General features: G+C 45.7%; 10 protein-coding genes. 7 read left to right on the top strand and 3 right to left on the bottom strand.

Going from position 1 to position 13,744, the window contains the following annotated elements:
- Window positions 1-269 precede the first annotated feature (269 nt).
- From Q4592_RS04685 to Q4592_RS04655, 7 genes are all read left to right on the top strand, one after another.
- Window positions 270-1,145 carry a virulence protein gene (locus Q4592_RS04685; RefSeq protein ID WP_303510378.1) on the top strand — a complete coding sequence of 292 codons (876 nt, stop codon included), beginning with the start codon at window positions 270-272 and terminating at the stop codon, window positions 1,143-1,145.
- Window positions 1,145-2,074 (top strand): alpha/beta fold hydrolase, encoded by a 930-nt coding sequence (locus Q4592_RS04680; RefSeq protein WP_303510376.1) that lies wholly within the window; start codon window positions 1,145-1,147, stop codon window positions 2,072-2,074. Before Q4592_RS04685 ends, Q4592_RS04680 begins: the two co-directional genes overlap by 1 nt.
- On the top strand, window positions 2,074-3,375 hold the full coding sequence (locus Q4592_RS04675) for a DUF4056 domain-containing protein (protein ID WP_303510374.1): 1,302 nt from the start codon (window positions 2,074-2,076) through the stop codon (window positions 3,373-3,375). The genes Q4592_RS04680 and Q4592_RS04675 overlap by 1 nt, the downstream gene beginning before the upstream one ends.
- A complete protein-coding gene (locus Q4592_RS04670; RefSeq protein ID WP_303510372.1) occupies window positions 3,376-4,539 on the top strand; it encodes a BamA/TamA family outer membrane protein in 1,164 nt (387 codons plus the stop codon).
- A 109-nt stretch (window positions 4,540-4,648) separates the two neighbouring features.
- Window positions 4,649-5,284 carry a GTP cyclohydrolase II gene (gene ribA, locus Q4592_RS04665; RefSeq protein ID WP_303510369.1) on the top strand — a complete coding sequence of 212 codons (636 nt, stop codon included), beginning with the start codon at window positions 4,649-4,651 and terminating at the stop codon, window positions 5,282-5,284.
- A gap of 132 nt (window positions 5,285-5,416) precedes the next feature.
- Window positions 5,417-6,325: a DMT family transporter gene (locus Q4592_RS04660; protein ID WP_303510368.1), complete on the top strand. Its 909-nt coding sequence runs from the start codon at window positions 5,417-5,419 to the stop codon at window positions 6,323-6,325.
- 148 nt (window positions 6,326-6,473) lie between these two features.
- A complete protein-coding gene (locus tag Q4592_RS04655; protein WP_303510367.1) occupies window positions 6,474-8,522 on the top strand; it encodes a methyl-accepting chemotaxis protein in 2,049 nt (682 codons plus the stop codon).
- 76 nt (window positions 8,523-8,598) lie between these two features.
- Here the strand turns inward: Q4592_RS04655 and Q4592_RS04650 are convergent, their stop codons facing one another.
- The 3 genes from Q4592_RS04650 to Q4592_RS04640 are packed head-to-tail and all read right to left on the bottom strand — an operon-like array spanning window position 8,599 to window position 13,744.
- Window positions 8,599-9,867: a HAMP domain-containing sensor histidine kinase gene (locus Q4592_RS04650; RefSeq protein ID WP_303510366.1), complete on the bottom strand. Its 1,269-nt coding sequence runs from the start codon at window positions 9,865-9,867 to the stop codon at window positions 8,599-8,601.
- The gene (locus Q4592_RS04645) at window positions 9,864-10,553 is read right to left on the bottom strand and encodes a response regulator transcription factor (RefSeq protein WP_303510364.1); all 690 of its coding nucleotides are present in this window, start codon (window positions 10,551-10,553) and stop codon (window positions 9,864-9,866) included. The genes Q4592_RS04650 and Q4592_RS04645 overlap by 4 nt, the downstream gene beginning before the upstream one ends.
- 35 nt (window positions 10,554-10,588) lie before the next feature.
- Entirely contained in the window at window positions 10,589-13,744 is a 3,156-nt protein-coding gene (locus Q4592_RS04640) for an efflux RND transporter permease subunit (RefSeq protein WP_303510362.1), read from the bottom strand.

The raw sequence follows: 13,744 nt of genomic DNA, 5'->3' as shown, positions 1-13,744 counted from the left end.
GCATATTAATGTGATATCCATCATAATCTTTAACGCCAAGAATGCAAAACCAACAATTAGAGTAATTACTTGCAATCGGATTTGAACTTAAATACCATTTGCCGACTTATTTTTAAGCAAAGAACCTGTAAGCCTTTCAGGATCTGTTGTGCGCGAACCTATCAACGCACCACCCTCCAAACAACACGGACGTAAACACTTTGCTCGCAAGGTGACTTTGGCGATCGCTGCTTAGTTTTATTAACGTGTTATTTGAGACTCACTTGTAAATGAAAATGCTCAACTTGTTGCGCAGCCTTATTGCTGCGGCCTTGCTATCCCCATTACTAAGCGTTGCGGAAAGCGTGTTAGAACCCACTCCTGAAGCCGAGCAATACGATGCTTACTTTCCTATTTGGGCGCAAGAAGCCATCGATTTAGGTCATAAATTGCCAAAGCCTTATGGCTTTAGCATTAATTACATGAGCATGTCGCAGCCACTAATAGTAGATAGCGTAGCGTTTTCTGGTTTAGGTGATGTTATTGATAACTTAGTGGGCGTTGATGGTAGCCACGCTATTCAAGAATCGGAAACGCTCACCCTACGTGGTGATGTTTGGGTACTGCCATTCCTCAATGTATATGGGCTATTAGGCCAAACCAAAGGCAGCAGTGTTGCCAACGTACAGGTGAATCTGGCAGGAAATCCTATCGGCCCGGCCTTTGATTTTAATCTTGAGTTTAGTGGTATTACCTATGGCGCAGGTACCACCTTGGTTGGTGGTATAGACAATTGGTTTGCCTTACTCGATGTGAACTACACCAATACCGATTTAGACATACTTGACGGTGAGATTAGCACTATTGTAGTGACTCCACGAGTGGGATACCGCTGGGAAACAGGCGGCCGCGACATCCAGGTTTGGGGTGGCGCAATGTATCAAAACGTAGAGCAAACCTTTAGCGGTAACTTAGATGACATAGGCATTAACCTGCCACCGCCACTGCCCTCTGGCGGTAAGTTTACCGTAACCCAGCACTTAGAAGAGCGTTGGAATGCACTGATTGGTGGGCAAATGTCACTCACAGAACATGTTGATGCCTTACTCGAAGTCGGTTTTGGCAAGCGCAGTAGCTTTATGCTGGGCTTAGGATACCGTTTCTAGTGACATACTTAGCTCAGCTAAAACCCTGGTTACTCACTGTATTGCTGGCAGTGAGCTTGAGCGGCTGCTCGGCTTTGTCAGTGAAAGAACAACTTGATAACTCACAGCTTAACAAGGCGGGGTTCACCCAAAGTGAGCTGCACCTAGCCGAAGGCGGAGAACTGCGTTACTGGGTAGGTGGTCAGGGTAAACCCTTAGTGATGCTGCATGGTTTTGGCGGCACCGCTACTACCACTTGGCTACCCATGATGCTAGAGCTTAGCCAGCACTACACCATTATTGCTCCCGATTTAGCATGGTTTGGTGACTCATTCAGCCAAGGCACCGCTAACATCACCACCCAGCGCGCAGCAGTAAATCAACTGCTCAGCCAGCTGCGGGTTGAACACTACTGCTTGGTAGGCATTTCCTACGGCGGCTTAGTGGCTTACGACATGATGGCAAACCAACAAGGTATTGAGAAGGCGGTGATACTTGCCAGCCCTGGCACTTTTATTAGTGACCAAAACTTAGCAGAGTTAAGCCAACGTTTTGACCGCGAGCAACCAGCAGACATTTTTGTGCCGGAAAACCGCCAACAAATGCGCCACTTATTCGAAGGCGTATTCACCCGTTTCCCTCCATTGCCACACGCCATTGATGAGCAAATCTATCAACGCTATTTCGCCCTTTGGCAAGAGCAAAAGCGCCAACTGATTGATAGCTTACCCAGCTATCGCGATCAGCTCGCGCCGCAAGTCGATCCCAAATTAATGCCACCCACCCTATTAGTTTGGGGTGAAAATGACCGCGTATTTCCGCTGGAGCAAGGCAAGCAATTATCCCGCTATTTGGATGCCCCCATGGTGGTGATTCCTGAAGCGCCTCATAACATTAGCAATGAGCACCCTGCCACAGTTAGCCAAGCTATCGAGTTATTTATTCAATAATGCCAAACTTTATTAATAGGCTTGCCATCGCAGCCCAGCAGCGCCTTACAACGCTGATTACTTTGCTCCTGTTGAGTACGCTTAGCGCTTGCTCGTCTAGTGACTGGCAAAGCCGCAACCACCCTAGTGATGATGCCGTAGCTGCAGCCTTAACTGAACAGCCAGATATGGTGGTACTTAGCCAGCAAACGCCTCTGCAATTTAGCTTAGCGAGAATGCCTGAAGACGTGCGCCCCTGCTGCGCATTTGGCAACAACCACAAAGTGAAAGTAGGCAGTATACAAGTGCCTATGTTTCGCTACGCTAATACTTTATCGCTGGATGAAATAGGCCCACACGCATACGAGGCCGGTACTTGGAGCTTGCAACGTGGCGAGCCTAACGGCCGCAGACACGGTGAAAACAACGGCCAAATCTATACCCTACGCGGCGGTTTTATTGACTTAGCGCACGTGCGAGATACCGCCGACAACACCGTGGCGCTGTTCCAACGCATTTACCCGCAGCTTGGCCAAGCTTTTAGTATTGAGCTGCCGCCTGAGATTGGCCCTCGTGAGTTACGTTTCCAGGCTTTTTCAATCGACCAGCTAAGTCCACAGCAACGCCTAGAGCTAGCGGCACAGCTGGCGGCTCGTATGGCTTACTCAATGGCGGAGGCCCATGAAATTGCTCAATGGCATGGCTATCGCAGCTGGAAACCGTGGTCTGAAACGGTGTCTGCCTACTCACCCGAAGATCTTTATTCGAATATGCTTGGCGCAAAAATAGGTTTGGCCTTGATAATGAACAACCTAGTCATGAGTCGCGAGCTATACAACCAGCACATGACACAATGGCTATCGGCCTCTATTACCCAGTTACACCCGGTTTCTAAAGCGCAAACCAATGCCTTTTTTGATGCTATAGATGGACATTGGTGGGACTCAAATATCGCCCTACCCAGTAAATTTATGCTGTTAAAACGTCACTACCAATTGGGCAAGCAACAAGCGCCTTACATCGTGCCACAGGCCTTAGCCCAAGCGGATGAAAGCTGGCCACTATTAGCGCCTCTTTACGCTAAGCGCCTAAGCCCCTTACCTCTTTCACTGCCAGCCACAGTTTATGGTATTGATCTAGCCGGGGTTGCTCAGCAGTGGCTAACAGTGGCACCCAAATTCCAAGGCAGCTTTAGCCATATTCCTAAACACCTTTGGCAAAGTGGCTTTAGTAACCGTAAATTTTTAGCGATTAGTCATTTTAATCAGCTACAGGATGAAATAGAGCTACAAGCTCACTTCGACCAAGGAACCGTCAACTAAATGAAGCCATTGCGTAATCTAACGCTAATTGTCTTATTCGGCTTTACTGGTGTGGTAAGCGCATCAGACATGCTGGAACCCAGCGAACAAGAGAATAGCGAGCCTAGCTGGGTAGACAATATATTGGATAAACTTGGCGCAGATGGCGGTTATGACGACACTAAACCCATCGACTTTAGCGTGTTGCCAGGTCCCTTTTACAACCCAGAAATGTCTTTGGGTGTGGGGATATCGGCAATTGGTTTATATCAAGTCGATAAAGATGATCAGGTTAGCCAAACCTCGTCATTGGTGATTAACGGCTTTGCCTCAATAAACGGTTCTATCGGCGTGGTGATTGATAATCGCAGCTTCTTAAAAGAAGACCAATGGCGGCTCTATGTTGATGCAGAAATCGCCGACGCTCCCGACGTGTTTTATGGTGTGGGTTATCAAGAAAATCACCAAAGTGATAACAAGGTCGACTTCAATCATCGTCAGTTTTCAGTGCGCCCCACCTTGTTAAAACGGGTGGCGGATTCGTCATTTATTGGTGGCGGTTTTGATTTTAGTTACGCCAAGGCCAATAACATTGAGACCAACGATAGCTTGGTTGATAGCTCGATACTTGATGAAAGTTCCACTGCGGTGGGATTAACCTTTAAAGGCAACTACGATACGCGCGACGTGGTGAGGAATCCTTACAACGGGCGTTTGATAGAACTAGATGCTGGCTTTTACCACCCTTCTTTTGGCAGCAGTGAAAGTTTTCGCACCTTAAACCTTAACTACAGCGAATACCTACAGATGGGCCCAAGGGATAGCGTATTTGCTTGGCAATTTAAAAGCAGCTTCACCAACGGTGACGTGCCCTGGCATATGTTGTCTACTGTGGGTGGCGGTTCAGCCCTGCGCGGCTATGCCACTGGCCGCTATCGCGACAAACAAATGCTCATGAGCCAAGCCGAATACCGTTGGGACCTGCCCGGCCGACATGGCATGGTATTTTGGCTAGGTGCAGGCGCAGTAGCGCCAGAGGTTGAACAATTCAGCTCCCAAGAAATCTTACCAAACGCAGGTTTTGGGTATCGCTTTGAAGTAAAAAGCCGCGTTAACTTGCGCTTAGATATGGGCTTTGGCGACGGTGAAAGAGGCTTCTATTTCAACGTAGACGAGGCATTTTAAATCAACTTAAATTAGGGCGAGGAGTTTTCCACTTAGGAATGCTTTGCATTTGGTATAATGAATTTATACACTTCGCCCTCGCCATAGGCAGTTGTAATGGAGCGCATAAATGAAGCAATCAGAAAACCCTAGCAGTATTCGCACTCGAGTCCCCTTTCAGGTGGGCCGACGTAGTGATATTCCTGCTGAAATGCTGTCATTTACCGCACTTAATAGCGACAAAGAACACGTAGCCTTGGTATTCAAAAATGCCGATAGCCAACAAACCACACCTTTAGTACGCATTCATTCAGAGTGTTTAACCGGTGATGTATTTGGTTCATCACGGTGTGATTGTGGTGAACAGCTCAATGAAGCCATTGAGAAAATGGCTGAACAAGGCGGCATTATTTTATATATGCGCCAAGAAGGCCGCGGCATTGGTTTATACAACAAGCTGGACGCTTACCAGTTGCAAATCAAAGGTATAGACACCTACTCAGCCAATAACCAACTGGGTTTTGACGACGACTTACGTGACTTTAGCGAAGCCGCACAAATGCTTAAAGCAATGGGCGTATCGCAGCTTAAGTTGTTGAGTAACAATCCGCGTAAACAAACCGCGCTTGAAGAAAATGGCATTAAGGTTACCGAGCTAGAAAGCACTGGTGTTTACCGTAAAGTAGACAACCACTACTACCTAGAAACCAAAGCTAGCCGTGGCAAACACCGCTTAAAGCTAACCAAAGACATCTTGTCTTCTTAACGTTTCTAAGTAAACCGCAAGAATCTATAAAAAGCGCCATTCATAGCAAGCGTTTGTAATACTTCTCAGCCTAAGCTTGAGACACTACACTTTTAGTCATTCTCGTTTAACGAGTGAACAAGGAGTGTTGGCATGATTGCGTTTATCTACATCGCCACAGTGTTTATTTGGGGCACCACTTGGTTAGCCATTGCCTATCAAATTGGCGATGTTCCCATCGCAAACTCCATTATGTACCGTTTTGCCATTGCCGCGTTGGTATTAATGGTGTTTCTAGTATTAAGCCGCCGCTTACAAACACTTAACCTTAAACAGCACCTAAGCTGTTTACTGCTAGGTTTATGCTTGTTTAGCTGTAACTTCATGTTGTTTTACCACGCAGCTCAATACATCCCTAGTGGGCTCATCTCCATTATTTTCTCTATTGCGACCATTATGAACATGGCCAATAGCTGGCTATTTCATGGCCAAAAGCCCAGCTTACGTTTAATCAGTGGCGGGGTACTAGGCATTAGCGGCATTGTATTGCTGTTCTACCCAGATATGCGCCAAAGTGATACCGCCAGCCAACAGCTCATGGGCTTATTAATGGCACTAGCGGGCACTTACTGTTTCTCCTTAGGCAATATGCTGTCGGCTAAGCAACAAAAACAAGGCCTGTCGGTATTGTCGGTGAATGGTTATGGCATGGCTTACGGTGCAATGTTGTTGCTGTTATGGGGTTTGTTCAGTGGTGAAGATTTTGCTTTTAGCACCGAGCCCTTGTACCTAGGTAGTTTGCTATATCTCGCCATTGTAGGATCAGTACTTGGTTTTAGCTTTTATTTAGTGCTAGTGGGCCGCCTAGGGCCACAAAAAGCCGCCTATGCTACGGTTTTGTTTCCAGTGGTTGCCTTGGGTTTATCCACCCTGTTTGAAGGCTACCAATGGACACCGCTTGCGCTAATGGGTGTGGCTACTGTGCTGCTGGGTAACTTGTTGGTCTTCACTAAAGGCAATCCCTTGCACCTATTACGAGCCAAACAAGCAAAAGCGAGCTAACCGACGAATCCGCACCCTTTGCATGGCGTTAAACTGAGCGGTTGCCAAGCAGCGCAGTGAGTAAGGTCATGCTATCCGATAGTATTATTAATATTATGAATAAGATGCACTATAATGACTAAGTTATTAATTTGCAGGGATAGCAACTATGCTTAGCTCGATCTCGATTCGCAAGAAATTATTTGTATTGCCAGTGCTACTCGCTGCAGCCATGTTAGGTGAAGTGATTCTAGTAACCAGTTCACTAAAACAAAATCACGCGGACGCCTTAATAGTGAATGTTGCTGGTCGCCAGCGAATGCTAACCAAAAAATTCTCTGCTGAAGAGTTGTTTAGAAGCACTCAAAAAGACCAACAGTTACCCGGTTTATTGGCCGCAGACAAAACCGTGGCCCTTTATCAACAATCACTTAAAGCCTTGCAACAAGGTGGCCGAACCTTCTCCGATATAGGCATGACAAACGCAATAGAGCTGCCTCGGCCTAACCACCAGCCGTTTGTTGACCAGCTACGCCAAGTTGATTCTTTATGGAAAACGCAGCTTAGTGCTGCCGCCAGCTTGCAACAAAACCCCTCAACGCAAAATGCCGAAGCCTTTCTTGCAGCCAACCATAAAAGCATGGCTGCAATGAACAAAGCCGTATTGATTTACGCCGATTACGCTGAACACAAACTCAATAGTCTAGTGAACAACAGCATTGGTCTGGCGCTAGTCATGGTGTTATTAAGTTCAATAGTGGCGTGGGTAGTGATTAGAGATACCACCGTTCCGGTAAACTCCTTAGTTGCTATTAGTCGAAAAATTAGCCGCGGTGACTTAAAATCTGATCCTGAGCTCAACAATATCATCAGCAAAAATGAGCTTGGAATGTTAGCCCATCACATTGAGTTGATGCGCCAGTCACTGCAAGAAGCGCTAGGTGAAATTCAACAAGCCTCTAGCAATATTAATTTGTCATCTAACCAAGTATCAGAGCTATCTACCCAAATAAGCCAAGCGAATAGAAACGAACAACAGCGCTTTAGTAACATGTATGAAAATTCGCAAACGCTTGAAGAATCAACATCACGCCTCAGTGAAATTGCCGCCGAAACCCTAACCATGGTCACTCAGTGTAATCAGCTGTCCACTAACGCCTCTGCACTCGTGGGACAAAACATCTCGATGATGACCACCACTTCTGAAGAAACCACGCGAGCCAGTAGTTTTATTCAAGAGCTAAGTGGCACCGCTGAAGAAGTGTACGGTATTGTAGATTCTATTCGAGGCATTGCAGACCAAACTAACTTACTGGCTTTAAATGCCGCCATTGAGGCAGCACGTGCTGGCGAACAAGGCCGCGGCTTTGCGGTTGTGGCTGACGAAGTACGCAATTTAGCCGCGCGAACAGGCAGCTCTACCAATGAAATTTCTAAGCTTATTACCCAGCTTACAGAGGGTGTTAAGCAAGTGGTTAATAGCATGGGTGAAGTGACCAGCAAGGTGGAACAGAGCCGCGAAACCTCTCAACAAACCGAGCAAGGCATTATTGAGGTGACAGAGAAGATTCAATTGGTGGCCGAGGCTCAGCAAAACATTGATGAACAAGTTGAGAACCAAAACCAGCAATTAGGTATTCTTAAGCAGACTCAAAGTGATCTGCAGGAAATCATCGAAGAAAGCCACAACAAGTCAGAAACGTCTGCCTTGGTAGCTGGTCAACTAGCCAAAGTGGCGAACAACGTTACCGATTTACTGCAACGCTTCTCGTTAGATACCAATTTAAAAGCTGAAACTAAACAGCAAGACGAGAAACGCAGCCACCCCCGAGTACCTACTGGCTTGCATTTTACAATGACTCAAGGCCGAGAACGGGCGCAAGGCTTAACCCAAGACATCAGCCTAGGAGGTGTAAGCGTTATTGTGCCAAGTAATTTGCCAATACAAAGCAATCAGCCCTTGGTGTTAAACCTGTCGTATCTGCACAAAGGCCGCAATAAACAGTTTGATATTGCCGGTCAAATTATCGAGAAGAAAACCACAAAAGGGCAGCAGAAACTACAACTGCATATACGATTTGAGCAAACCAATGCCCAACAGAAACTCGCCTTAGAAGAAATATTTGAAGAGCACGGCCGTAAGAGTAACTTTGAATTGACTGCGGCTAAAGACAGTTATGTAGACCCACATACCAACGCAGTGCAATACAGCTCATAATCTATTTATTGCCCATCAACAAGCAACAAAACCCGCTAATTAGCGGGTTTTGTTTATAAACGAGCCAACACCTAAACTAGCAGCATGAAGAAGAACTAAAGTGCACTTCAACTCTTCGCCCATTAGTTGTAGCGTGATTTAAATAGTACCAACCATATTGCTTCATCAAGCGCTCGGTTAGCTCTAAGCCCAGCCCAAAACCCAAATCATCATTATGCGTATCATCAGACAAGTTGTGGTTGATGATCACCAGCTTTTCTTGCTGCTGTTCAATCTTAACTTCTCCTGAATAAGTATGTTGAAATGCATTACGAATAAGGTTGCTAATGACAATTCTACATAAGCCCATTGGCAAGGAGATTGGCGTAGCATCTATCGCTAAGTGTACGCTCACCTCTTTACCCACCAGCAAATAACTCAACTCCCCATTTATTTGCTCTATCAATTCACCTAGTAGCACTTCATCTTGCGGTAGCGCTTTATCTTCTTGGCGATTTAACCACAACAAAGTGTCGGTTAAATTAGTCATGGTTAACGCCGCCCGCTCTATTCTTCGCAGCACCTCTTGCTGCTTACTGGGGTCAATATCACGTTCGATCATCTTGCCTAATAGCTCAGCGTTACTGCGCGTTACCGCAATAGGGGTGCGTAATTCATGACTAGCGTAACCCAAAAAGCGCTGCTCTCTATCTAAACTGTCTTGCACTGAACTCAAGCTAGACTGAATAATCTGAGCTAAAGCATCTAGCTCACTGTAGGTAAAGCTAGGCAATGGCTGTTTGAGTTGCTCTTGGTTAAGCCCCTTAGCCCAATCTCGTAACGATCGTATTGGTGTAGACACACGATAAGCGAGAATAATCAGTATCCCTGCAAATATTACAATCGCCGCCAGCGCATAGAATATAATGTAGAAAAAATTGGGTAACTTGCGCTCTCCATGATGCCTAGGCCTGGCTTCGGTCAACACTATCGAGGCGAAGCGGGTTTCCCCCTCTCGCTCTAGCTTGAGAACAAAATAGCCTACTTTAGGTGGCGAAATTAATGGTACGCCGTCGATAAATTTACTTAACTGACCAAGCTCGATTTCGCTGGGGTCAATTCTGCTTTGAATGTCTTCTGGGAGATCTTGCCAACGCGTGGCAATGCTAAGTTCTTGCATGTTAACGGGGTGGTTATCACTCACTTCATGCTCAAAAGCTTGTGAGCGAATTAACTCCGTCATGGCCACATCCATACCAGAAAAAAAGTAGCTTACTGCCACGCCCGACATGGCAATAATAACTAACGAGCCAGTGACAAACATCGCTCCAATAACGTAGAGCCGTATGCTGGTATTTATTTTCACTGCGGTTGTTCCTGTTTTAGCGCAAATCCCTGACCAGATATTGTATGGATGAGTTTAATCTCAGCCTGGCTATCTACCGCCTTCCGTAGATTAAACATATGTACTTTTAAGCTATTACTGTCTGGTTGTTCATCGCCCCATACACTTTGTATCAAGCGCTCTCGAGTGACTAGATTAGGGCTTTCACGCATCAGTACTGTTAGTAATTTAATACCGGTTGGGGAGAGCTTCAACAGCTGTTGATTGCGAACGGCTGTTTGCGCTTTTACATCCAACTCCAAATCGGCTACCACTAGCTTGTGCGCCTCTCCGCTGCGACGCCGAGACAATACTTGCGCCCGTGCTATTAGCTCTTCCATGGCAAAAGGTTTAACTAAGTAGTCATCAGCCCCAGTTGAAAAGCCTTTTAACTTGTCGTCGAGTCTATCTCGAGCGGTTAACATCAGAATAGGCACATCAAGGCCTTGATTTCGAAGCTTTTCACACACTTCTAAGCCATCCATCTTGGGAAGGTTCAGATCCAAAATAACCACATCGTAATGATGTTGATGAATCAGATTCAATCCCAACAAGCCATTTGAAGCGTGGTCACATAAAATGTCTTCGAGTTCAAGATAATCAATAACAGCCGTGGCTAAATCTAGATCATCTTCCACTAGTAAAAACTGCAAATTGATTTTACTCATCGCCCCTCTTCCTCGAAAACATTTTACCTAAGCCACTAATTGGCTGGCACTAAAGCCTGCTTAAACACCAGCCCCTTAAGCTTAGCAAGGCCTTGATTAGCATCATGTTGAATCAACAACATAGAAGGCGTAAGTATCAAGGTTATTACCGTAGCAAACAAGATACCGTAACCCAAGGCAGCGGCGGCTGGTATTAAGAACTGAGCCTGCATCGACGTTTCGCTTAACAGTGGAGCTAAACCAGCAAAAGTAGTAATAGAGGTCAGCAATACCGCGCGTAAGCGCCCACTACAGGCTTGGCTAATGGCTTCGCGTACCGACAATTTTCCTTGGCTAAGCAACTCATTAAAGCGCGATACCAATAGCAAACTGTCGTTCACCACTACGCCACTCAAGGCTAGAATACCATTCAAAGATAAGATACTGATTGTTAGGTCATTCAACCAATGCCCAAGAATAGCACCCACAATACCAAAGGGGATCACCACCATAATAATCAGTGGCTGAACATAAGACTTTAAAGGTATCGCCAGTAGCGCAAATATAGCGACCAACGCTAATACAAAGGTATGTTGCATAGAGTCGGTAGATTCTTTTTGTTGCTCTGCTTCACCAGTAAAATCAATTTTAAGTGTGGGGTAGTTTGCTTGTAAGTCCTGCGCCAAACTACGCTCTAAACTGTTCACCAATTCATTAGATGAAATCACCTCTTTATCTACCACGGCAGTAATATATACCGCGCGTAAATTATCAATACGCGTAATCTCTGACTGCTGATAATCGGAATACACATTTGCTACGCTCACTAATGGTACAACTGCACCATCGGCAGTGCGAACGCTAGACTGCTTAATATCAGCCAAGGTTTGTCGCTGTTCTTCAGGGTAGCGAACACGCACTTTCACTTCATCTTTACCCCGTTGGAAACGCTGTACAATATCGCCACCAAAAGATTGCAGGACCTGCTTCGATAAACTGGCAGTATCCATACCCAATGCTCGACCTTGCTCACTTAACTCAAAGCGATACTGGGGCTCACCTAGATCTAGGTTATCGTCAATTCCGCTCACGCCTTCTATGCCTGTTAAGGCTTGTTTAAAGTCCTTACCCGCCGCCAACAAAACCGCTTCATCACTGGCTTTTAACTCAACTTTAAAGTTGTCTACCATCTCTTTTGCAGACAATACCTTGAGTTTTTTTGTGCCCTCTAATTGTCCGGCTTTTTCCAACCATAAATCGGCAAACTCATTAGCGTTGTAGGGGACGTCAGTAGCCAGTTCCACGGTCACTGTGCCCGACTTATCAGCATCAGCGATCACCTGAATGCTAGAAATATATGTGTCTGGCGCTTCACTGTGTAAATGTTGGGCACTAAGCAACTCATCCACGGTTACCGCGTGTTTTTCTAAGGCCAATAGATTTGTTTGAGTTTGACCAAAACTGGCATCGTTATACATTCGCACTTCTGCGCTTACTGTATCGCCAGTAATATCAGGGAAAAATGCCACTCGCACCGCGCCGGTCATTGGCATACCAATCACCAATATAAACAATGCAATAAAACCAAGTACCACCGCATAGCGGAAATTAAGCGCTTGGGTAATTACTTTTCTGTAAACATGTTGGTTAAACCACTCCAAACCATTAGCGGCGCCCCCTTGCAAGGTAGACCACAGGTTTTTCTTTGGTGTATCTTGGGTTTTAACATGAGCCAAATGGCTAGGAAGAATCCATTTAGATTCAACCAACGACAGTAGCAAACAAATGCTGACCACCATGGCAAACTGGGCATAAACTTGGCCCATTTTCCCATCCACCGCGGCAATAGACAAAAACGCAACCACTGTGGTCAACACTCCAAAAATAGTGGGCGCAGCCACTTTCTTAGTGCCGATAATAGTATTGTTGATGGTGTCGCCATGTTCGCGGCGGGTGGAATAAATACTCTCTCCTACAACCACTGCATCATCTACTACAATGCCTAAAGCCATAATAAACCCAAAGGTGGTCATCTCATTGATGGTCAACCCCATAAAGGTGTCGGTCATAAAAAACAAAGTACCGAAAAATACAAACGGTAAGCTGGCCGCCACCCAAAACGCCACTCGAAAGTTCAAAAATAGCGCCAGCACAATAAACACCATTGCAATGCCAGTTAATGCATTTTTGCCCAGTAACGACAGGCGCTCTGTAATGAGAGTGCTTTTGTCGTACCACGATTCAATGTCCACATTCTCTGGCAATAAGTTACTACTGCGCCATTGTTCAACCACCTGAGTCGCTTGCTCTACAATGTTTACAACGTCGCTGTGTTCGTCCATCACCACTTGAATACCCATAGCATTTTGCTGGTCGAAGCGAGACAGGCTAAAAGTATCTTCTTCAAAGGTATCTGACAAAGTAGCAATATCACCTAAGGTAATCTGGCTGCCATTGGCGGTGGTTAAGATAGGGATCGCTTTAAAATCGGCTAATTCATAAGCTTGCTGAGAAACACTTAATCGAACCGTTTTTTCGCCGTTGCGTAAGCTAGTAGAAATAGCACTCGATGATTCTTCATTAATTGCATTTGATACATCGCTAAGGGTTAAGCCATAAGCCTGTAACATGGCTTCATTCACTTCCACCGATACCATGGGGTCAAGCTTGGCTTTAATCTCTAAATCGCTAATAGCGCTTTGGCTTAACAAGTCTGATTTAAGCTGTTCCGCCAAGTTTTGCAGGGTTGCTCGGTCGGCATCACCATAGAGCTGGATCCAAATAGCATGATCTTGCCTGCGCGCCTTATCAATCACCGGGTTATCCGCTTCGGTGGGGAGATTATTAATCGCATCAACTTTGGTTTTCACATCATTGAGCAATACATCTAGGTCATAATTTGTCTGTTTCTCAATCGATACATGGCTACCCGAAGCGCTGGAGGTAGAGGTAATGCGTTTAATTCCTGATACCGTTTCTAAGGCCTCCTCGATTTTAATTGCAATCCCCTCTTCTGCCTGAACAGGGTCACCACTGTCATAGGTTACCGACACCGAAACAACGTCAGGTTCCAAACTAGGAAATGCCTCTTTGCGAAGCGAGTTAATGGAAAACAAACCCACTAAAATAACGCCAATCATTAACAGATTGGCTGCTACAGAGTTACGGGCAAACCACGCAATAACGCCTTGTTGTTGAGAATGACTACTCAT

Origin of the sequence: Agarivorans sp. 1_MG-2023, from assembly GCF_030548385.1 — a bacterium.
GTDB lineage: Bacteria > Pseudomonadota > Gammaproteobacteria > Enterobacterales > Celerinatantimonadaceae > Agarivorans.
The sequence above is the reverse complement of the archived record's forward strand: the minus strand, read 5'-3'. Positions and strand labels throughout refer to the sequence as shown.

Bases quoted from the DNA above. Each gene is read 5' to 3' on its own strand.
- ribA (WP_303510369.1), top strand. From the start codon at position 4,649: ATGAAGCAATCAGAAAACCCTAGCAGTATTCGCACTCGAGTCCCCTTT.
- Q4592_RS04675 (WP_303510374.1), top strand. From the start codon at position 2,074: ATGCCAAACTTTATTAATAGGCTTGCCATCGCAGCCCAGCAGCGCCTT.
- Q4592_RS04685 (WP_303510378.1), top strand. From the start codon at position 270: ATGAAAATGCTCAACTTGTTGCGCAGCCTTATTGCTGCGGCCTTGCTA.
- Q4592_RS04640 (WP_303510362.1), bottom strand. From the start codon at position 13,744: ATGAGTAGTCATTCTCAACAACAAGGCGTTATTGCGTGGTTTGCCCGT.
- Q4592_RS04645 (WP_303510364.1), bottom strand. From the start codon at position 10,553: ATGAGTAAAATCAATTTGCAGTTTTTACTAGTGGAAGATGATCTAGAT.
- Q4592_RS04660 (WP_303510368.1), top strand. From the start codon at position 5,417: ATGATTGCGTTTATCTACATCGCCACAGTGTTTATTTGGGGCACCACT.
- Q4592_RS04670 (WP_303510372.1), top strand. From the start codon at position 3,376: ATGAAGCCATTGCGTAATCTAACGCTAATTGTCTTATTCGGCTTTACT.
- Q4592_RS04655 (WP_303510367.1), top strand. From the start codon at position 6,474: ATGCTTAGCTCGATCTCGATTCGCAAGAAATTATTTGTATTGCCAGTG.